Consider the following 20,726-nt stretch of genomic DNA (forward strand, 5'->3'; position numbering starts at 1 on the left):
GCATAGATAGTCGATTACCTATCCTATTCATTTCGTTATTATTATGAAACTGGCATATAACTTATCGATCCTGATCGGGCTTATGATGCTTCTCTCAGGCTGTGGCTTGATGAAGCTCTTCACCTCGGAGCCAAGGGATGTCTGCAAGGCGCAATTGGAGACCAAGGAAGGAGCTACCTACACAGGGTATCTTAGGATGCCTATGTCGGGGGACAAGGAGCTCAAGCTCTTCGATGACCTCGCCCTCGCCCATTCAGCCGGCACCTTCAAGTCCGAGGACCTGAAAGGCATCGAGCTAAGCAACCCCAAGAAACCGGACTCGAGCTATCGCTTTGAGTACAAAAAGTTCTCCACCTTCCTGCAAAGCAATGCCGCATGGATGACTCTCGTAGATAGGGGACCTGAGCTTACGGCCTACCTCCTGGCCTCTTCGTACAAGATTGATGAGAATGGGGACATCTTCCTCATCGGCAACGAGCAGCGGATCATACGTAGTGGAGGAAGTATGGCTGTGGTAAAGCCCAGCTTCCCACTATTCTTGGAGAAACGCGGAGGTATCCTAAGAAAGGTTGCTCTGGTACACGGGATCAACTATGAAGGATCTCAGTTTAGAGGCGGAGTGGTCAGATTCCTTGCCGATGATCCGGAGCTCTGTAGCTATGTGAGAGGACTGAAGTGGGAGTTTGAGGACATAGATAAGGTGGTGAAGTACTACGATCCTCACCGCAAGGGTGAGCTGGTCATTAAGGATGACCGGGGTCAAGTCCTCGCTCTGCCACCACATAAGATGGTCACGGGTGCGCTGTCAGGCGAGCTTATCTACACTGCGGATCTGGCTAAAAACCTAACGCCACACTTTGGGATGGGCTCCTACCTCGGGCTCCGCTCATCCCTCGGGACGTACTTCACTTATGGCGGGTCTGTAGGGTTCAATCAGCCCTGCCTCGTGGATGATACGGCACTGATAACGGAGGATCCGAGCTTCTTGTTGAAAGATCGCAAGGAAGTGGAGGTACCTCAGGAGTTCATCAAGCGAGTGACCCTTTTTAGCTTCAATGCTTTTGCGGGTCTGCAGGTGCCGCTTGACCTAAAGTCTGTATATGTCATTCCTTCCCTGAGTGGATGTGTTACTGGTGACCTTCACTCCGACTACAGCCTGATCAGTGCTGGACCGCTCGTAAGGTGCGACTTTGGCATCCCCTTGAAGTATGGGAATATGCTCTTCTTCGGTGCCGGATACAAGTATGGCTTCCCCATCAAGGATGCAGATGAGATGGCAGCTGACAACTACAAGAATGTGACCCCTTATGGTCAGTCTCATACCGTCTTTCTGTCCATCGGTTATATGTATTGACCCGTAGATCTTCCTTAAATAAGGGAGCGAAAGAGATTCTCTTTCGCTCCCTTATTATTATAGACTTATAGGTCAACGAACAAAGGTATCTGTTTTTTTCTTCTACTTCGCCCACCATTTTGACCTATACTTCAGTACGAAAATGGCTATTAGGCTGTTTTACCCACCATTTTGACCTATACGCCAAGTTTTTTTTACCCCAAAAATTCCTCATATAAGATCTCACTCCAACAGTAGTTATACCGCTTGAGTCAGCACACAAAGCCTTGCCACAAAAGCCTGAGGAAAAAGGTCACAAAAACGCTTAAAATCTCACTAGACCGGACTGAGCCTCACCGGGTCGGAGGCTGCTGTGAGAAATATGGAAGCGAGAGGACACAATTCACTCAGAAGAAAATAGTATATTTGCTGGCAAAGAACCGGCTTGATATGAGAAGCGACAACCGACAGATCACTGTGCTGGCCCTATTTCTGCTAGGCACTTTTTGCTCTCTGGGTATTACACTCGGAGTGCACTCGTTGTCGCACGAGCACAGGGTGCATCTAGAGCAAGTCCATAGCTTGGGCAGCAGCCCCCACATGATCGCTGACGGAGAGACAGCCTGCCTGCTGGACCTTTTTGTCAGCAACAGCTTTGACTCTTTTGCTCCAAGCCGAGAGGTGGTCGCACTCACCTTTGTCGAGAGAGACGACCTGTTCTATCAGGATTCCACCATTCCCTCTTTTTGCGGGCACTCCTCCGCACTTCGTGCTCCTCCCCACTTGAGTTAGGACCACTCATCACGGCAGGTCTGTACACGACTTGTCGTACCAATCACTTGATTTTACCTAACTCATTTTACCCACACATACGATGGCAAAAAAGATTGCCAAGCGTGTGGCTATGATGGTCGCCCTGCTATCCATCCACGTTGCTTTTGCACAAGCACAGCAAGTGAGAGTACTGGATGCAGATCGTGGCACCCCGCTTCCGGGTGTGCTGGTTGCGACCAAGGGTCACCGCACAGGCACGAACCTCGATGGATACGCTCGTCTCCCCAAGTCGGTATTGGACGGAGACAGCATCACATTCTCATTCATAGGGTATGAGTCTCAGACCCACACCCTCTATTCACTCAAGAGGCGACAGCCGTCCATGGTTGTCCGTCTAAAGTTTGCCACAGAGACCCTGGCCGGTGTCTCCGTGGAGCGCACGGCCCCCGTGGTACCGATCACGACCATCGGCGAGGCTATCCGGACCGCAGAGCTGCAGCGACACATCGACAGCGACCTCGGCGGGATACTGTCCGGGGTCAAGGGCATCAGCCTCATTAGCTCCGGGACTACGACCTCAAGCCCAGTCATCCACGGCATGAGTGGCAATCGGATCCTCATCATCAACAATGGTGTCCGCCAAGAGTATCAGCAGTGGAACCACCACTTTGCCCCCCTCATCGACATGGGCACCGCTGGAGAGGTGGCGGTACTCAAGGGCGCAGAGTCGGTACGCTATGGCGGTGATGCGCTGGGAGGCGTGATCGTGGTCAACCCCGAGCCACTGCCCTACGAGAGCACCACCACATCCGGGATAGTCGACAGCCACTACTCCACCAATGGACATGCGATGGGAGCATCTGCATCTGTCGCCGGGACACTGGACAGAGCCGGCTCCATGGCCTACCGCATCCAAGCCGGCTACGGCAATGCCGGAGACCGCTCCACTGCACACTACCTCCTCAACAACACCGGGTCACGAGAGATCAACCTACAGGGGACCATCGGGTGGAAAAAAGAGCGACAGGGAGTAGAGGTCACCTACAGCCTGATCCGGCACCGCGAAGGGACCTTCTTCGGAGCGAAGATGGGGAGCGCCGATCTCCTCAAGCAACGCATAGAGCTCGGTCGGCCACCCGAGACTGACCCTTTCTCCAGGGTCATAGCCTACCCCATGCACCAGGCCCAACACCACTACCTGCAGGCCAAAGGCTTTTACCAGACCCCACAGCTGGGCCGGATGGACCTCCTCATAGCCTACCAACAAGATCGACAAAACGAGTACCACATCCGTCGCATGAACCGCAGCAATATCCCAAGTGTGGCGCTCACGCTGGACAACATCCAGACCGATCTATCCTGGAAAAAAGCCTATCACACTCACTGGAGTAGCGAGATCGGCCTACATGGAGCCTACAGCAACAACCACAACCGACCCAAGACAGGAGTCGTGCCACTCATCCCCAACTATGTAGAGCTGACCGGAGGTCTCTATGGGATCCAAAAGTACCACTCCGATAGCTGGGGCGCCGAGCTAGGCATACGACTGGATGGCCTCTACCTAAACGCCTCCGGTATCGATGCCTACTCCCGCCACTATGGTGGGGTTCGTCACTACACCAATACCACCTACACCCTGGGTGCACACTACCACCTCTCCGAGCACCTCCACGCCAGGAGCCAACTCGGCACTGCCTGGAGAGCCCCACATGTCGGTGAGCTGTGGAGCGACGGAGTAGATGCCTCAGGAGGCATCTACCTACAGGGTGACAGCACCATGCGCAGTGAGCGAAGCACCAAGTGGATCACCGCACTCACCTACGACACGAGCAAGCTGGAGGTCAGCCTAGAGGGCTATCTGCAGTGGGTGGACGGCTACATATACAGGGAGCCGACCGGAGAGTACTTCACCGTCATCAGTGGCGCCTATCCGCTTTTCCGAAACAGGCAGACCTCCGCCACACTACACGGAGCCGATCTCTCCCTACGGTGGACCCCTCTACCCTACTTTCACTACCGACTCCTCACCGGCATGATCTGGGCCGGCGAGCGCACCACAGGCAGATACCTACCCTACATTCCCCCCTTTAGGCTCAGCCAAGAAGTCGAGCTCGACCTACCCTGGGGCAAAAAGAGCTACATCACACTCGAGCACCGCTACGTCGCTCGCCAAAAACGCTTCGACCCGGAGACCGACCTCATTCCCTATGCGCCACCGGCCTATCATCTATTTGGACTAAAGGCAGGCACAGAGACATCCATGGGCCAAAAGCAACGACTGGAGCTACTCCTCCAAGTCGACAACCTCCTCAATCGCGAGTACAAGGAGTACACCAACCTTGCACGCTACTACGCACACGACGCCGGACGAGACATCAAAGTCGCAGTGCGGTACAAGTTTTGAAACACCCAACCAACACCAATCCATAATATTCGTATCATGAAAATAGCTCACACCACATCCATACTCACACTGATCCTCAGTGCAATCACCACACTACTAGTCGCCTCCTGCAAGCCTCAGGCACCGGAGAACGAGCCCGGAAACAAGCTACACGACGACCCCACTCGCATGGAGATCACCCTCTTCAAGACCCACTTTCACGGCATGGCACCACACGCCAACGCTGACAACGAGGGGGTCAAGTACGGAGCCGCTCAGCAAAAAGTAGTCCTCGAGCTGGTCCCCGGCAAAGGACTCACCATCAGCCCCAGTGGCCAGCCAGGCTTCATCGTAGCCGGCAACATCGGTAAGGGTGGCGACCCCGCTCACGAAGGAAAGCCCTACCCCAAGCCCGAAGACCCCAAGAGTCGCACCTGGACAGACCAAACCTTTGTCCCCGAAAAGTACAACGCCGGGCACACTCAGTACGGGATGCTCATCCGCTACTTCAACAAAGCCGGAGAAGACATCACCTACCAATTTGCCACCAACGGCCAAGAAAAGATACACCAGCACTTCTTCCTCGCCAAAAACATCAGGTGGATGAAAAATGCCACCAGCCAAGACAAATCACAGCTCAAGTCCGGATACAACTATTACTACTATTACTACTACGACACAACCCCGTGGGACAAGCTGATCCGCGATGGAGCCAAGTTCACCGGCATCTCCAACCCCATTGGACTCAAGGGCTACTTTGAGTTTTATCAGTCCGAAACAGTCTTTGACCTCAACATCCTCCTACTCCACGCCAGTCGTAGCAAATTCCTGTCCGGCTCCGGAAAGACTGCCCCCTTCACCGGGCCAACACCGGGTCAAAAATCCAGAGATGCATTTGACCTCAACATCAGCATACCGGTCTGGGTGTACGCCGATGAAGACGAGTTTGATGAGGTCGAATTTGAGGCCTTTGAGAACATGACCCCCAAAGAGCACGCCATCGTCCGTCGCCTAGCCGAAGCCGCCAACGTGACCGAAAAAGAAGCCTTTGAGAGCCTAAACAGCAGAACACAAGGAGAGATACCACCCCACGACCCCAACGTCGGACTTGGACTCTAAAAAGTCCACGAGCAAAACCGATGGGGGAAAATGAGGGTTGGGCAATTAGAGAGTTTTGGGTAACTTTGCAGACGTTTTAGTACAGTGTGAGTTATGAGCAAGAACAACGCCTACGTGATCGACTTCACCCACATCAAGACCGATGTGGAGAAGCTGGAGTATCACTTGACCGATCTCTTCTTTGAGGAGACCGATGGCTCCGTGATCACAGGTGGAGACGTAGACCTGGTGGTGACAATCACCCCGATGCCCAACCACTTCTACAACCTCACCTTTGACTACCAAGGAGCGGTCACTCTACCGTGCGACCGTTGCTTGGCTCCCATGCAACTCCCGATGGAAGTGCACGAAGAGGCCACAGTAGAGCTGGGAGAAAAACTGGATGACGAAAACGACGAACACATCCTCCTCAATGCCATGGACCCCGTCTATGACTTTGGGTGGCTCGTCTACGCACTGCTTGCACTGCACCTACCCACGCAGCACACCCATGAGCATCTGGAGGAGTGCGACCCGGAGATGGTAAAGTACTTGGTCAACGAACTCCCGGACGAAAACGACCAAGAGGAGACCACTCGGCTGGACGACAGCATCTGGGACGACCTCCGATCCAAGATAAAGAACAAACAATAGTAACCCTTAAAATAGACAGTAATAGAGATGGCACATCCTAAAAGACGTCAATCCAAAACCAGAACAAGAAAGCGTAGAACGCACGACAAAGCAACTGCCCCCACTCTGACCCGCTGCCCCAACTGCGGAGCATGGCATGTGTACCACACCATCTGCGGAGAGTGCGGATACTACAGAGGACAAATCGCTATCAACATTGAGGACTAAAAGTCCACTCCTCAGTAGCAAAAAAAGAGGTGAGACAACGACTCTCACATCCTCACAAAAGTAGGCGAGACCCGGCATCCGGATCCCGCCTACTTTTTTGTACCACGGCAACATGTTTTCTCGAAAAGAAAAGAGCAACCCACCCCCACCCAATGGCTTGACTCAAAAGGCCCAAAAGAGCAAGCAGATCGCTCACCTACAGCCACCGCATGCCCATCCACACAGAGCCCCGAGAGGGAGGAAAAGGACGACATACAGGCAGGCCAAGTGGGATATTTTTGCTATCTTTGAAGTTGGATAAAAAAGCCAAGTGGCAAGATAACAAGACAACAGTATACGAAATACAGATCGATGCAAGAAGAGAATCAGAACAAGGGTAAAATAGTACCGGTGAACCTGGAGCACCAGATGCAGTCCTCGTACATCGACTACGCCATGTCCGTGATCGTAAGCCGGGCACTGCCGGACGTCCGAGACGGATTCAAGCCCGTACACAGGCGTATCCTCTACGGAATGAACGAAATGGGGAACACCCCCGACAAGCCATACAAAAAGTGTGCCCGCACCGTGGGAGACGTGATGGGTAAGTTTCACCCACATGGCGACAGCTCCATATACTTGGCACTGGTACGCTTGGCACAGCCCTGGTCGATGCGCTACACCCTGGTAGATCCGCACGGCAACTTTGGCTCCGTAGACGGAGACGGACCTGCAGCGATGAGGTATACTGAAAGCCGCTTGGCACCGCTGGCCATGGAGATGCTATCCGACATCAACAAGGAGACCGTGGACATGGTGCCCAACTACGATGACTCCGTGAAGGAGCCGGTCGTCCTACCCACCCGAATCCCCAACCTCCTCGTCAATGGTGCCGCAGGTATCGCTGTGGGTATGGCAACCAATATGGCCCCACACAACCTGACCGAGGTCCTAAACGGCACCCTGGCCTACATCGACAAGCGAGGTGACATCACGATAGAAGAGCTCATGCAGTATGTCAAAGCCCCCGACTTCCCAACCGGAGGCGTGATCTACGGCTACCAAGGTGTGAAAGATGCCTTTGAGACCGGACGCGGACGCATCGTACTCCGTGGACGTGCTGAGATCGAAGAAGAGGGGACACACAGCCAGATCGTCATCACCGAGATCCCCTACGGTGTGATCAAGAAAGACCTCGTCAAGAGCATTGCCGAACTCGCCACCACCAAGCGGATCGAAGGTATCAGCAACATCCAAGACGAGACCAGTGGCAAGACCGGCATGCGGATCGTGATCGATGTGAAGCGCGATGCCCAACCGGGAGTGGTCCTCAACAAGCTATTTAGATACACCACACTGGAGAGCTCCTTTAGCGTCAACAACATCGCCCTCGTCGACAACCGTCCACAGCTACTGAACCTCAAGGATCTGATCCGCGAGTTTGTCCGACACCGTGTGGACGTGGTGACACGACGCACCCGCTATGACCTCCAAAAAGCCCAAGAGCGTCTGCACATCCTAGAAGGCCGAATCATTGCCGCCGACAACATCGACGAAGTGGTGGCACTCATCAAGGCATCCGCACGCCAAAGCGAAGCAATAGAGAAGCTGATGGCACGCTTTGACCTCTCACAGATCCAAGCTCGATCAATCGTCGAGATGCGCCTGGGACAGCTCACCGGCATGGAGATCGAGAAACTCCGTGCAGAGTACGAGGAGGTTAGCGAAAAGATCAAGTACTACGAAGCAATCCTGGCTGACGAAAACAAGCTATACGGTGTAATCAGCGAGGAGATCCAGGAGATCATCGACAAGTACGGAGATGACCGCCGCACCGACATCGTATACGCCACCGCTGACATGAACCCTGAGGACTTTTACTCCGACGAAGACATGGTCATCACCATCTCCCACCACGGGTACATCAAGCGGACGCCACTGGCGGCATTTCGTGCACAAGGGCGCGGAGGAGTCGGAGCCAAAGGATCCGACACCAAGGACGACGACTTCATCGAATACATCTACGCCGCATCCAACCATGCGACCCTAATGTTCTTTACCGATCTCGGACGTGTCCACTGGATACGCGTCTTTGAGATCCCGGAAGCCTCCCGCAACTCCAAAGGACGGGCTATCCAAAACATCCTCAACCTCGACCCCGAAAGCAGTATCACCACCGTACTCCGAGTAAAACGCCTCACCGACGAAGACAACAAGGAGTACGTACAGAGCCACTACCTCACATTTGTGACCCAACAAGGTATTGTCCGAAAAACCAGACTTGCAGACTTTGCACGTCCAAGGCGCAATGGCATCAACGCCATCAAGCTACGCGATGACGACAAAGTGGTCAATGTCCTCCTCACCAACGGCAAGTGCGATATCATCATCGGCACCCGATCCGGTAGGGCTATCCGCTTCCCCGAGCAAGTCCTGCGCGTAATGGGCAGAATGAGCACCGGAGTACGTGGCGTGAGACTGGACGGCAAGGGCAACGAAGTCATCGGAGCCGCCGCTATACACGACCCACAAAACGAGACCGTAATGGTCATCTCCGAAAAGGGCTATGGCAAACGCTCCGAAGTCGAGGACTACCGAATCACCAACCGAGGTGGTAAGGGAGTAATTACCCTCAAAATCACCGAAAAAACCGGAGCACTCATCTCTCTACTCAATGTCACAGACGAGCACGACATCATGATCATAAATAAGAGTGGCGTCGTGATTCGCACACATGTGAGCGACATCTCAGTCCTGAGCAGAAACACACAGGGTGTACGACTGATCAACCTCGAACGCCGAGGAGATGAGATCGCAAGCATCTGCCGAGTCCTGACCGACGAAGACACTCCGGAAGAGGAGGTCATCGACGAAGGGGTAATCCAAGAAGACGACCTCACCGACGGTGATCTCTCGGACGAAATCTATGTAGAGGAAATCGATACCACCGAAGAGGATGATCCGGAAACGGATGAGTGATATCAAACTTTTTGTATATTTACCCATCACAGCATCAGAGAAGCCAAAGAAACTTTAGACATTATCAAACTCAAAGAAACGGATAACTCATGAAGAAAACGTTACTACTCATAGCAGTCTGCCTATTGGCAGTCGCACCGTCCTTCGGACAAACCAAGCTGGTAAAAGAGGTAGAGCGGATGGCCAAAAAAGACAACGCCGACCTCAACGCAGCGCGCAATCTGATCAAGCCGGCTCTCACCAACCCCGAAACCGAAAACGATGCCCGCACATGGTATGTTGCCGGACTCATAGAGGAGAAGGACGCCGAGCGAGGATTTCTGGCGCAACAAATGCAAAAGGAGGTCAATATGAATCAGTTCTACAATGCCGTGTACAACATGGCAAACTACTTCATCAAGGCCGACGAGATGGACTCAAAACCTGATGCCAAAGGGCGCGTCCGTCGCAAATACGACTCGGAGATCAAGAATGGCCTCCAGACCTACTACGTATTCCTCGTAAACGGTGGAGCAGAGTACCTCAACAACAACGACTTTGCCAATGCACACAAGTACTTTGACAAGTTTTTGCAAGTAAAGCGACTGCCACTATTTGAGGGGACACCGGTTGCCCAACAAGACTCACTGTCCATGGAGATCGGGTTTTACAACGCCTACTCCACCACGCAGATAGAAAACGCCAACGACAAGGCCATTGAGCTCCTAAACAGCATAAAAGATGTTCCTTTCAACCAGAAAGAGGTCTTTCAGCTACTGGCGCAATCCTATCTCAACGAAAAGGACACCGTCAACTACCGCAACACTCTGCAAGAAGGAGCAGAGCGTTTCCCGGGAGAGCCTTTCTTTTTGGGGAACATGATCAACCTCTTCCTCAACAAGGGTGACTACGAACAAGCCAAGGAGTACCTCCAAAAAGTTATCGCCTCAGACGCTGACAACAAAGAGATGTACTACAACGCACTGGCTGACATCTATGCTATGCAGGAAGATTATGAGAAAGCAGAAGCAACCTACCAAAAGGCCATCGAGATCAATCCTGACTATGCAGAAGCTGTGATGGGCATCGGAAGAATGCACTACAACCAAGCACTACGCTATGCCAACGAAGCTACCGAAAACATCACCAACGAAGCCAAGATGAAAGAACTCGATGCAAAAGCACAAGAGCTTTTCCGAAAAGCCCTACCATTCTTGGAAAAGGCAGTAAATCTTGATGGCGAAAACAGAGAGTACCTAATGGCACTTCGCAATGTTTACTACAACCTCAAGATGAACGACAAGTTTGATGCCATCGAAGCGCAACTCCAAAAGTAACACCTAGCGCTCAGTGATATACCCAAGAGCCACTCGGAGATCGAGTGGCTCTTTTTGTTTCGATCCCCAAGGGGGTAACTCGTCCGAGACTACGACCATCGCCTCAGCGAATAGCAATAGTATTGATTTTGAGACGGGGCTATTTTTTGGTACTTTTGTATGCAAATTAATCAATTTCATTCTCTAATTTGCCAAGTAAAATATTATGGCCAGATACACCACAGAGACCTCACATACCTTTGGGGAATACCTGCTGATCCCCGGGCTGACCACCCGTGACTGCACCCCCGAAAACATCGACCTCAGGACGCCTCTCACCAAGTTCCGAAAGGGCGAAGAGCCAAAAATCAAGCTCAACATCCCCTTTGTCAGTGCGATCATGCAATCGGTATCCAACGACACCCTCGCCATTGAGCTGGCACGAAATGGAGGCTTGTCTTTCATCTACGGTTCACAGACCATAGAGAACCAAGCGGAGATGGTGAGGAGAGTGAAGAAGTTCAAAGCCGGGTTTGTAACCTCGGACTCCAACCTTACTCCGGACAACACCCTACAGGACGTTCTTGACCTGATCGACCGTACCGGCCACTCCACCATAGCGATCACCGATGACGGCATGCCCGATGGCAAGCTACTCGGCATCGTGACCAGTAGAGACTACCGACTCAGCACGACCCCGCGTGACCGAAAGATCAGCGAATTCATGACCCCATTCGACAAACTCATTGTCGCAAAAGTCGGCATCACACTCTCCGAGGCCAACGATATCATTTGGGACCACAAGCTGAATACACTTCCTATCATCACCGAAGACCAACACCTGAGCCACTTTGTATTCCGCAAAGACTATGACTCTCACCGAGAAAACCCCTACGAGCTATCAGACAAGCAGGACAAAACCCTCCTGGTAGGAGCCGGTATCAACACACGAGACTACCGTGAGCGTGTGCCGGCACTTGTAGAGGCCGGAGCCGATGTCCTATGTATCGACTCATCCGATGGTTACTCCGAGTGGCAAGAAGACACCATCGTGTGGGTCAAAAAGCACTACCCCGACATACCCGTTGGAGCAGGGAACGTGGTGGAAAAGGATGGATTTGAATTCCTCGCAAAAGCCGGTGCGGACTTTATCAAAGTAGGCATAGGCGGTGGATCAATCTGTATCACTCGCGAACAAAAAGGCATTGGTCGCGGACAAGCCTCGGCCGTGATCGAAGTGGCGGAGGCTCGCGATGCCTACTACGAAAAAACAGGAGAGTACATTCCCATTTGTTCAGATGGAGGTATCGTCTACGATTACCACATTGTACTCGCACTGGCCATGGGTGCAGACTTCTTGATGATGGGACGCTACTTTGCACGATTTGACGAATCCCCCACCAAGCTACTCCGAGTCAATGGCAACTACGTAAAAGAGTATTGGGGAGAAGGTTCAAACAGAGCCAAAAACTGGCAACGCTACGACTCCGGAAGCGAAACCTCGGGCATGAAGTTTGAGGAAGGAGTCGACTCCTACATTCCCTATGCCGGTAAGATGAAGGACAGTCTCATGAGCACCCTCAGCAAGATCAAGTCGACCATGTGTAGCTGCGGATCCACTACTATTCCGCACCTCAAGGAAAACGCACACATCACCCTGGTGTCTCAAACCTCCATCGTCGAGGGCGGTGCACACGATGTGATCCTAAAGGATAGTGCCAAGAGCAGATAATTCCCTCCCGCATACCACGCCAAATAGAGCACCAACCAGAGTGTACACCATATTCACAAAGAGGAGCGAAGAGACAATGTCTCATTCGCTCCTCTCTTTTTTGGGGTACCACAAAGGGTGTACGGATCCTAATTTTTCCTCTAAATCTCTACGAGCTCAGCACCGGGCAGTTTTCGGAAAAAACGGTCCTGCTGTCGTGCCAAAGTCCTGGTGTTTTTCCGGATTAGTCGCTTGCACTCCTCTAGGTCAATCGCACCATCGAGGTAGGAAAAACACTCCCTGTACCCAATGGTCTGCAAAGCAGAGGTTGATCGGTAGGGGCGCAACGCTCGCACCTCATCCAGCAGACCTTCGTTCATCATTTCATCCACACGACTATCGATTCGATCGTATAGGAGCGACCGCTCGCGCTCAAGGACGACAAGCCGGAGAGGGAAATTGAAGTGACGCAAGCGACCGGTATGAAAGGACGAAAAAGCTCGGCCTGTGCCACGAAAGACCTCTAGGGCACGCAGCAATCGTCTGTAGTTATTGGGATCTACTTTTTCCAAATAGTCCGGATCAACCCGGAGTAGTTCTTGCCGGATCGCCTCCAGCCCGTTTTTTTCATATAGTTGCCGGACCTCTGTGCGCACGGTAGGAGATAGCTGCGGGATGGGATCCATCTCGTAGAGTAGCGCACGCACGTACAGCATTGATCCCCCAACCACCAAGACATGCTCTCGCCCCTCCGCCATCCAACGGCCGATGAGCCGGAGAGCCTCATCAGCAAATTCACGTGCCGAGTAGACCACTCCAGGCGAAATTGTCTGGACAAAATGGTACTCCACCTCTCGCCGTAGACGAGGTGACGGTGCCGCAGTGCCTACAGACATTCCGGAGTAAACCTGCCGGGAGTCAGCGGATACAATGGGGGCGCTATACAGCCTGGCCAAATTGTGAGCATACTCCGTCTTACCGACAGCGGTAGGCCCCACCACGACCGTAACCCCCTTGGTCAGCTCCACGATGGCTCACTGGTCATTTTCGTCCGTGATATCCAGGTCGGAGAGTTCATCCTCACTAAAGTCCTCCGTGTCGTACCCCATCTCTTTGATCAGATCCACAGACTCGGGAGTGCCTTTTGGCGTGGTCTCTTTTTGGCTCTGCCGGGGCTCCAATAGCTCCTCCAGCAATGTACTCTGGTGTGGTGCTTCACCGGTCTCGAGTACCACCTTCGGTTCGCTCACAGACTCACCTAGGCGGATCTCACGCAGCTCCATGTACAGCGAGCGATTGCCAAGCATATCAAAGGTGTAGAGCAGTCGATCACCCTCATGATCCAGAAAATCCTCCAGGTAGGTATCCTCCATCAGGTACACCTCCTCATCCGACCGACCAGTACCCATATCGACTAGGTGTATGTCGTACTTGGGCCGCCATTGGCTGTCGGTGATCCTAAAGAGGGAGGGCTCATCGGTGGAGTAGTGTAGGGTCTTGGTCAAGGCTTGATAAAGCTCCAAAAAGGTGGCCGAACCATCGATCAGCAAATCTCGACGAAAACCCTTGACCTCATTGGAGGCGACAACAATACGGTAAACCATACTCCATCTTTTACTCTATAGACCCACGGACGATACCTCGTTTCGAGGACTTGATGAACTCCAGTATTTTGTCTCGCTCCGGGCTGGGCTCACTCTCGAGCTCTATCGTCCTGAGCGCATCACTGTTGTTGAGCCCCCTGTTGTACAGGGTACGATAGATGTCGTTGATCCTAAAGATCTGCTCATTGGAGAAGTTGCGACGCCTGAGCCCCACGATATTGATGCCACAATAGGATGCCGGCTCACGTCCAATAAGCGTATAGGGCGGTATATCCATCACCAGGCGCGAACCACCCTGTATCATTGCATGATCACCTATCCGTACAAATTGGTGGACCAATGTACCACCGCTACAGATGGCATAGTCCATGATCTCCACCTCTCCCGCTATTTGGGATGCATTTCCGAGAATCACATGGTTGTGCACCACGCAGTCATGAGCAACGTGTGCATAGGCCATGATTAGGCAGTCACTGCCGATCTTGGTCACCCCCCTGGAGGCGGTGCCACGGCTGACAGTGACACACTCACGTATCGTTGTGCGGTCGCCTATCTCCGCAGTGGTCTCCTCACCCCTGAACTTCAGATCCTGTGGCAGACCGGAAATGACCGCATAGGGGTGAATCTGACACTCCTCACCTATACGGGCCCCACTTCGGATAATAGCTCCGGAGTGCACATGCGTGCCTCTACCGATAGTGACATTGTCCTCAATGATTGCAAAAGCATCCACTCGCACTCCCTCGCCCAATACAGCGTCCGGGTGGACGACTGCCAGTTCACTTATCTGATTGGTACTACTCATTATCGACTATTTTGTCTTCATTCTTGATTACCTGTGCCAAAAACTCTGTCTCAAAGACCAGCTTATCACCCACAAAGCCCAAGCCCCTCAGGCTTGCCATGCCACGACGGACAGGGGCCATGGAGATCACTCGGAAAACAACTGTGTCTCCGGGTACGACCTTGTGCCTAAACTTGGTGTTTTCGATCTTCATGAAGTAGGTCGAGTAGCCGGCGACATTCTTTTTGAGCTGGTTCATCACCATGATACCCCCTACCTGAGCGGCACCCTCCACCAGCAATACCCCCGGCACAACCGGCTCACCCGGGAAGTGCCCTTGGAAAAAAGGCTCGTTGATCGAGAAGTTCTTGACCGCCACTATATCGTTTGAGCTGATCTCCATCACCTTGTCCACCATCAACATGGGGTACCGGTGTGGCAAAAACTTATTGATCTCCTTGATCCCCATGAGTGGCTCTCTATTGGGGTCATAAAGGGGGGCACGCTCCTGATTTTGTCGGATGTCCTTGCGGATCAGTTTCGACAACTTGCTATTGATCGAGTGTCCGGGACAGGTGGCAATCACACGTCCTCTCAGGCGACAGCCGATCAAAGCCAAGTCTCCCACCAAGTCCAGCAGCTTGTGGCGTGCCGGCTCGTTGTTGTATTGGAGTGGTCTGTGGTTGATGTAGCCTAGCTGATCAGCCGGTATACCACTGACTCCTATAGAGCTTGTGAGGCGGTCCATCTGCTCTTGTGGGAGTGGTTGATCATAGATGACGATTGCATTGTCCAGATCCCCCCCTTTGATCAAGTCCTTCTCCAGCAGTCCCTTTATTTCGCGCACAAAAACAAAGGTACGGGCACCGGCCATCTCGTCGGCAAAGTCCTCCAACGACTCAAGCGTCGCATACTGATTGGACAGGATGGCCGAGTCAAACGAAATAAGCACATTGGCGCAAAATCTATCGTCCGGCAACAAGGTGAGACGGGCACCGGTAGAGGGATCACTCACCTCCATCTTTTTGGTCACTATGTACTCTTCCCTCACCTGGGATTGCTCTTCCAGGCCCACCTCTTGTATCTTTTCGACAAAGGGCTTGGTGCTGCCATCCATGATCGGAAACTCCGGAGCGTCCACCTCTATCAGACAGTTGTCGACACCGAGAGCATACAGTGCCGCCATGGCATGCTCGACGGTACTCACCTTCATTTTGTCATCGGATAGTATCGTCCCTCGCTCAGTCTTGGTCACGTATTCGGCCAGCGCCTGCAGAGTGGGTTTGTCAGGCAGATCCACACGACGGATCCGGATGCCGTAGTTGTCCTCTGCCGGGCAAAACTTGATGTGTATCTCCAGTCCGGTATGGAGTCCCTTTCCGCGGAGCTCAAATGATCCGGCCAGTGTATGTTGCTTATTGTCCATGTCGCTCTACTTGATTGCTTTTTCGTTTGCCGATTCGGCCAGTAGTCTCTTGAGGTCCTCCACCTCCTTGCGCAGCCTTTTTAGCTCTCGGTCCATCTCGGGAAGAGTGATGTACTTGGCGGCCGCTTTCATGGCTTGGAAGTGTGGCTGTGCCGGTGATCCAAAGTAAGTTCCCTCCTTGTCGACGTCACTGATCACCCCGGCTTGTGCGGCAAAGGTCACCCTGTCCGCTGTATGGAGGTGTCCGGACACCCCCACTTGGCCTCCCAGCCGGTTCCAAGCACCTAGCTTGGTAGAGCCTGCCACACCGGACTGTGCGGCTATGACAGTATGCTCATTCACCTCTGTATTGTGTGCCAACTGCACCAGGTTGTCTATCTTTACGCCTTTGCGAATGATTGTGGCATCCAATACGGCTCTGTCTATACAGGAGTTGGCACCCACATCCACATCGTCCTCCAGGATCACTTTGCCGGTCTGGGGGATCTTTTCGTACCCCTCCTCCGTCGGAGCAAACCCAAAGCCGTCTGAGCCGACTACCGCACCGGAGTGGATGATACACCGCTTTCCGATGATTGTATGGTCACAGATGACAGCCTGGTGGTAGATCTTGGTCTCCTCGTCGATGGTGCAGTTTTTCCCGACAAAAGCCTGTGGCATGATCGCACAACGGGCTCCGACCTTGGTATGCTCACCCACATAGGCCAGTGGGCCAATATAGGCTGTGGCATCCACCTCAGCGGTCGGGTGTACTACCGCCAGCTCGGAGACGCCCGGCTCCAGATGAGACTGCCCCTTGAGGATCTTGAGGAGTGTCGCCAGAGACTCATAGGCATTGTCGACACAGATCAGTGTCGCGGTGACTTTTCCCTGAGGCTCAAAGTCCCGATTGACCAGCACGGCACTACAGGACGTGGTGTACAAGAAATGCTCATACGCCGCATTGGACAAAAAGCTCAGATCTCCCGCTCCACCCTTCTCTATACTACTAAAGTTGGAGAGCACAACATTGGGGTCTCCGACTACTGTCCCGTGCAAGTATTCGGCCACCTGCCCGGCTGTTATCTCTATTTTCTTCACTTGCCTCTACTGATTGCTTTTTCTAAAACTTGCGTTTTCAAACGATCCCCCTACTCCTCAGCTGCTCGGCCATCTCCTCTTGGAGTTTTTTGGCCTGCTCGGCCGCCTTGGCGGCAAAGTCCGGACCGTTCCCGGCAAATATGATCCCACGAGAGGAGTTGACAAGCAACCCGCACTCATCATTGAGCCCATAGCGACAGACTTCGGCCAGGCTACCGCCCTGCGCACCGACACCGGGGACCAAAAGAAAGTAGTGGGGGACGATCTCTCGGATCTGCCTAAAGTACTCCGGCTGAGTGGCTCCCACCACATACATCATCCGATCCGCATCCCCCCACGTGGCCGAGGTACGCAGCACCTGCTCGTACAGCTCAGTACGGCCGTCCTCAAACTTTAGGTGCTGAAAGTCCGCCGACCCTTGGTTGGAGGTCAAGGCCAGCAGGACGACCCACCTACCCTCATAGGCCAAAAAGGGCGACACACTGTCCGAGCCCATGTAGGGTGCCACGGTCACCGCATCGGCGCCCAATACCTCATACGCCGCACGGGCATAGAGGCTGGAGGTATTGCCGATATCTCCTCGCTTGGCATCCAGTATCACAAAAATCTCGGGATACTTCGTCCGAATGTACCCGATTGTCTCCTCCAGGACCTGCTGTCCTCGGTACCCCATGGCTTCGTAAAAAGCGACATTGGGCTTGTACGCCACTGTATATGGAGCGGTGGCATCCACCACCTGTCTATTGAACTCCAAGACGCCCTCAGCCCCAGTACCCAGGTGTCCAGGGATCTTCAGAGGATCACTATCCAGCCCAACGCACAGAAAGGAGCGCTTTGCCTGTATTTGTTGCAGTAGATCTTTTCGTGTCATATGTGACCTTTGTCTGTGTACAACCTCCCAAGCAAAGATACATTATTCCCACAAATTTTTCTCTTTTCGTCACCGGGATACCACACACCGAATTATTTAGAGTTACTCCACACCATTTTTTCTCCTATCTGTCTAAGCGATGGCTTCTATCCGTGAAAACTTTTGCTTCTATCCGTGAAAAGTTGCGCTTCTATCCGTGAAACTCAGGGCCTCCTGCAAGTATCTGATTATCAAGACCCCCAAAAAGAGACTTTTTGGGGACTCCAAAATCGCCCTTTTAGCCCTTGTTTCACCCCATGTTTTTTCCGCCAAAAAGCGCCCCCCTCCCTCGCGACTTCGACCCCTCAGGAGAGACCGACCCCCGACCGGGGCAGTTCCATAGACTGCCGGACCGGTCGGGGGCCTGATTGTCAAATGCGCCGAAGCGGTCTAAGGTACTCTCACGAGGACAAAACCTTTTCCATCCGCTTTGCCCTTCAGGGTGTACTCATTGCCATCGGCGGAGCAGGTCATGACCTCGTACGAGCCGGAGAGGCCACCGGCCTGACCCTTGGGGGTGATGGTTAGTGTCTTGGTGTCGAAAGCATAGGTACCGCTTATATTTGCAAACGTCACACCATTTAGGGATAGAGAGAAACTGTAGGCTCCGTTTTTCTCAAACACATATATGGATTGCTCCGACTTATCTTTTTGCTCCCACCTACCTTTTGCGTAGTCCTTGGAAGCTTTGGCCACTCTCCACTTGCCCAGTATATTGGTACTCTTTTCGCAAGGTGGCGTAGGGGTCGGTGCCGGTTGCTCGGGCTCCTTTTCTTTCTCCTTGGGTGGTGCAGGAGGTGTGGGTGCGGGGGCCTCGGGCTCCTTCTCTTTCTCCTTCTCGGGAGGAGTGGGGGCGGGGGCCTCAGGCTCCTTTTCTTTCTCCTTCTCCTTCTCGGGAGGAGTGGGGGTGGGGGCCTCAGGCTCCTTTTCTTTCTCCTTCTCCTTCTCGGGAGGAGTGGGGGTGGGTTGCTCTTTTTCTTTTGGGGTTGGTGGAGTGGGCGTGTGTCCCGGTGTCCCTGCACAAGCCAATAGGAGAGTGGCTCCAAGGAACAGGCAGAGGCCTTTTCGTAGCGCTGACTTCATCTTAATTCTAATCTAGTTGGTTCAAAAAAAAAGTGCGCAAATTTAGAAAAAAGTTTTTTTCTGACAATACGTCCGTCAAACCGACACCCCCTCTTCGCACTCTACGAATAACCTATCCGGCTGATTATCTGCTGAATAAACACTCGCCCACTAATGAGCGACCCGCACTGCCGAAGCGTTTTCAGCTGCGGACAAATGGGGGTGGAAACGCCACGAGAGAGACAACGGTAACACTCTTTAGGATTGTTTTTGCTTTCCGTATTTCTTTAGTAACTTTGAAACGTACGAATCGGCATAACTAGGCACTTTTTAGTTAGCCTCAATAGCAACCAACTCACAGTTTATGAATATCTATCCACAATCCTCAGCCCTTCGGGCGGAGAGTTTCAAAAAAACACTGGACGGCAAACCGGTACGCCTGATCCATCTGACCGATGGCAAAGGGCTCCAAGCCGATGTGACCAACTACGGAGGCAAGATCGTGACACTGATCACCCCGGACCGCCACGGCAACCCGGTCGATGTCGTCCTCGGACATGACACACTTGGAGACTACATTCAGAGCGAGGAGCAGTACTTTGGCTCCATCATTGGTCGGTACGGCAATCGTATAGCCAACGGTCGCTTTGAGATCGATGGCGAGACCTTTTTGCTCCCCATCAACAATGGCCCCAACTGCCTCCACGGGGGCTACAAGGGGTTCAACGCCAAGGTATGGGATGTGGTAGAACAGAGTGACAGCCACGTAGTGCTGTCGGTGGTATCACCGGACGGCGAGGAGGGATTTCCGGGCGAGGTGCGGGCGACCGTGACCTACACCCTCCGCAATGGCGAGCTTGAGATCGACTACGAGGCGACAACCACCAAGCCCACAGTGATCAACCTGACCAACCACTCCTACTTCAACCTCTCGGGCGAAGGCGTGGAGACCATACACGATCACGAACTGAAAATCAACTCCACCCGCTACCTGCCTACAAACGAAGTCGCCATACCATATGGAGATGCTAAGGAGGTGGCCGGCACACCCTTTGACTTCGTGGCATTCCACGAGATCGGAGAGCGTATCGATGAGGACATTGATCAGCTGAGATGGGCAAGAGGGTACGACCATACCTATATACTGGACCAAAAGGCACCGGGAGAGTACGAGGTCGTGGCCGACTGCCGATCGCCCCGAACGGGCATCCGGATGGAAGTCCTCACCACAGAGCCCGGCATGCAACTCTATACCGGCAACTGGATGACCGGCAACATGAGAGGCAAAGGCGAAAGCCGCTACCCGGCCCGGTCGGCTGTCTGCTTTGAGACACAGCACTACCCGGACAGTCCCAACAAGCCTGAGTACCCGACCACGGTACTTCGTCCGGGCGAGACCTATCGTAGCAAAACCTCCTACCGCTTTGGAGTGACAGAGTAAAAACTA

General features: G+C 53.1%; 17 protein-coding genes. 10 read left to right on the forward strand and 7 right to left on the reverse strand.

What is annotated here, in order from left to right; all coding sequences use genetic code 11:
* Positions 1-43: 43 nt before the first annotated feature.
* The 9 genes from AC1EK1_RS04545 (at position 44) to AC1EK1_RS04585 (ending at position 12,434) form a co-directional block, all read left to right on the forward strand.
* Positions 44-1,354 carry a hypothetical protein gene (locus AC1EK1_RS04545; protein ID WP_480306598.1) on the forward strand — a complete coding sequence of 437 codons (1,311 nt, stop codon included), beginning with the start codon at positions 44-46 and terminating at the stop codon, positions 1,352-1,354.
* A 429-nt stretch (positions 1,355-1,783) separates the two neighbouring features.
* Complete coding sequence (locus AC1EK1_RS04550; protein WP_480306599.1) at positions 1,784-2,125, forward strand: hypothetical protein; 342 nt, start codon at positions 1,784-1,786, stop codon at positions 2,123-2,125.
* An 82-nt stretch (positions 2,126-2,207) separates the two neighbouring features.
* Positions 2,208-4,511, forward strand: a complete 2,304-nt coding sequence (locus AC1EK1_RS04555; RefSeq protein WP_480306600.1) for a TonB-dependent receptor — start codon at positions 2,208-2,210, stop codon at positions 4,509-4,511.
* A gap of 36 nt (positions 4,512-4,547) precedes the next feature.
* Positions 4,548-5,609, forward strand: a complete 1,062-nt coding sequence (locus AC1EK1_RS04560) for a hypothetical protein (RefSeq protein ID WP_480306601.1) — start codon at positions 4,548-4,550, stop codon at positions 5,607-5,609.
* 93 nt (positions 5,610-5,702) lie between these two features.
* Complete coding sequence (locus tag AC1EK1_RS04565; RefSeq protein WP_480306603.1) at positions 5,703-6,242, forward strand: YceD family protein; 540 nt, start codon at positions 5,703-5,705, stop codon at positions 6,240-6,242.
* A gap of 27 nt (positions 6,243-6,269) precedes the next feature.
* Positions 6,270-6,449 carry a 50S ribosomal protein L32 gene (gene rpmF / locus AC1EK1_RS04570; RefSeq protein WP_480306604.1) on the forward strand — a complete coding sequence of 60 codons (180 nt, stop codon included), beginning with the start codon at positions 6,270-6,272 and terminating at the stop codon, positions 6,447-6,449.
* Positions 6,450-6,800: 351 nt separating this feature from the next.
* Complete coding sequence (gene gyrA, locus AC1EK1_RS04575; RefSeq protein WP_480306605.1) at positions 6,801-9,407, forward strand: DNA gyrase subunit A; 2,607 nt, start codon at positions 6,801-6,803, stop codon at positions 9,405-9,407.
* A gap of 89 nt (positions 9,408-9,496) precedes the next feature.
* Positions 9,497-10,723, forward strand: coding sequence for a tetratricopeptide repeat protein (locus AC1EK1_RS04580; protein ID WP_480306606.1), 1,227 nt, complete (start codon positions 9,497-9,499; stop codon positions 10,721-10,723).
* Between the two features lie 205 nt (positions 10,724-10,928).
* The gene (locus AC1EK1_RS04585) at positions 10,929-12,434 is read left to right on the forward strand and encodes an IMP dehydrogenase (protein WP_480306607.1); all 1,506 of its coding nucleotides are present in this window, start codon (positions 10,929-10,931) and stop codon (positions 12,432-12,434) included.
* Between the two features lie 140 nt (positions 12,435-12,574).
* On the opposite strand, the gene miaA is transcribed toward AC1EK1_RS04585, so the two are convergent.
* From miaA to AC1EK1_RS04620, 7 genes are all read right to left on the reverse strand, one after another.
* Positions 12,575-13,441, reverse strand: a complete 867-nt coding sequence (gene miaA, locus AC1EK1_RS04590; RefSeq protein ID WP_480306608.1) for a tRNA (adenosine(37)-N6)-dimethylallyltransferase MiaA — start codon at positions 13,439-13,441, stop codon at positions 12,575-12,577.
* Positions 13,442-13,447: 6 nt separating this feature from the next.
* On the reverse strand, positions 13,448-14,017 hold the full coding sequence (locus AC1EK1_RS04595; protein WP_480306610.1) for an IS1096 element passenger TnpR family protein: 570 nt from the start codon (positions 14,015-14,017) through the stop codon (positions 13,448-13,450).
* A gap of 10 nt (positions 14,018-14,027) precedes the next feature.
* Positions 14,028-14,822 (reverse strand): acyl-ACP--UDP-N-acetylglucosamine O-acyltransferase, encoded by a 795-nt coding sequence (gene lpxA, locus AC1EK1_RS04600; RefSeq protein ID WP_480306611.1) that lies wholly within the window; start codon positions 14,820-14,822, stop codon positions 14,028-14,030.
* Complete coding sequence (locus AC1EK1_RS04605; RefSeq protein WP_480306612.1) at positions 14,815-16,227, reverse strand: bifunctional UDP-3-O-[3-hydroxymyristoyl] N-acetylglucosamine deacetylase/3-hydroxyacyl-ACP dehydratase; 1,413 nt, start codon at positions 16,225-16,227, stop codon at positions 14,815-14,817. The genes lpxA and AC1EK1_RS04605 overlap by 8 nt, the downstream gene beginning before the upstream one ends.
* Before the next feature lie 6 nt (positions 16,228-16,233).
* The gene (gene lpxD / locus AC1EK1_RS04610; protein ID WP_480306613.1) at positions 16,234-17,307 is read right to left on the reverse strand and encodes a UDP-3-O-(3-hydroxymyristoyl)glucosamine N-acyltransferase; all 1,074 of its coding nucleotides are present in this window, start codon (positions 17,305-17,307) and stop codon (positions 16,234-16,236) included.
* Between the two features lie 37 nt (positions 17,308-17,344).
* A complete protein-coding gene (pyrF, locus tag AC1EK1_RS04615) occupies positions 17,345-18,178 on the reverse strand; it encodes an orotidine-5'-phosphate decarboxylase (RefSeq protein ID WP_480306614.1) in 834 nt (277 codons plus the stop codon).
* A gap of 429 nt (positions 18,179-18,607) precedes the next feature.
* Positions 18,608-19,300, reverse strand: coding sequence for a lipocalin-like domain-containing protein (locus AC1EK1_RS04620; RefSeq protein ID WP_480307254.1), 693 nt, complete (start codon positions 19,298-19,300; stop codon positions 18,608-18,610).
* A gap of 343 nt (positions 19,301-19,643) precedes the next feature.
* Between AC1EK1_RS04620 and AC1EK1_RS04625 the strand changes: the two genes are divergently transcribed.
* On the forward strand, positions 19,644-20,720 hold the full coding sequence (locus AC1EK1_RS04625; RefSeq protein ID WP_480306616.1) for an aldose epimerase family protein: 1,077 nt from the start codon (positions 19,644-19,646) through the stop codon (positions 20,718-20,720).
* Positions 20,721-20,726 lie beyond the last annotated feature (6 nt).

It is taken from the genome of Porphyromonas sp. C0026D3, from assembly GCF_056590775.1.

What these genes read in the sequence shown, in the direction of transcription:
- AC1EK1_RS04550 (WP_480306599.1), top strand. Translation starts at nt 1,784, where the DNA reads ATGAGAAGCGACAACCGACAGATCACTGTGCTGGCCCTATTTCTGCTA.
- AC1EK1_RS04560 (WP_480306601.1), top strand. Translation starts at nt 4,548, where the DNA reads ATGAAAATAGCTCACACCACATCCATACTCACACTGATCCTCAGTGCA.
- AC1EK1_RS04555 (WP_480306600.1), top strand. Translation starts at nt 2,208, where the DNA reads ATGGCAAAAAAGATTGCCAAGCGTGTGGCTATGATGGTCGCCCTGCTA.
- AC1EK1_RS04545 (WP_480306598.1), top strand. Translation starts at nt 44, where the DNA reads ATGAAACTGGCATATAACTTATCGATCCTGATCGGGCTTATGATGCTT.
- AC1EK1_RS04580 (WP_480306606.1), top strand. Translation starts at nt 9,497, where the DNA reads ATGAAGAAAACGTTACTACTCATAGCAGTCTGCCTATTGGCAGTCGCA.
- AC1EK1_RS04605 (WP_480306612.1), bottom strand. Translation starts at nt 16,227, where the DNA reads ATGGACAATAAGCAACATACACTGGCCGGATCATTTGAGCTCCGCGGA.
- AC1EK1_RS04595 (WP_480306610.1), bottom strand. Translation starts at nt 14,017, where the DNA reads ATGGTTTACCGTATTGTTGTCGCCTCCAATGAGGTCAAGGGTTTTCGT.
- AC1EK1_RS04585 (WP_480306607.1), top strand. Translation starts at nt 10,929, where the DNA reads ATGGCCAGATACACCACAGAGACCTCACATACCTTTGGGGAATACCTG.
- AC1EK1_RS04565 (WP_480306603.1), top strand. Translation starts at nt 5,703, where the DNA reads ATGAGCAAGAACAACGCCTACGTGATCGACTTCACCCACATCAAGACC.
- AC1EK1_RS04620 (WP_480307254.1), bottom strand. Translation starts at nt 19,300, where the DNA reads ATGAAGTCAGCGCTACGAAAAGGCCTCTGCCTGTTCCTTGGAGCCACT.
- AC1EK1_RS04625 (WP_480306616.1), top strand. Translation starts at nt 19,644, where the DNA reads ATGAATATCTATCCACAATCCTCAGCCCTTCGGGCGGAGAGTTTCAAA.
- gyrA (WP_480306605.1), top strand. Translation starts at nt 6,801, where the DNA reads ATGCAAGAAGAGAATCAGAACAAGGGTAAAATAGTACCGGTGAACCTG.
- pyrF (WP_480306614.1), bottom strand. Translation starts at nt 18,178, where the DNA reads ATGACACGAAAAGATCTACTGCAACAAATACAGGCAAAGCGCTCCTTT.
- lpxA (WP_480306611.1), bottom strand. Translation starts at nt 14,822, where the DNA reads ATGAGTAGTACCAATCAGATAAGTGAACTGGCAGTCGTCCACCCGGAC.
- rpmF (WP_480306604.1), top strand. Translation starts at nt 6,270, where the DNA reads ATGGCACATCCTAAAAGACGTCAATCCAAAACCAGAACAAGAAAGCGT.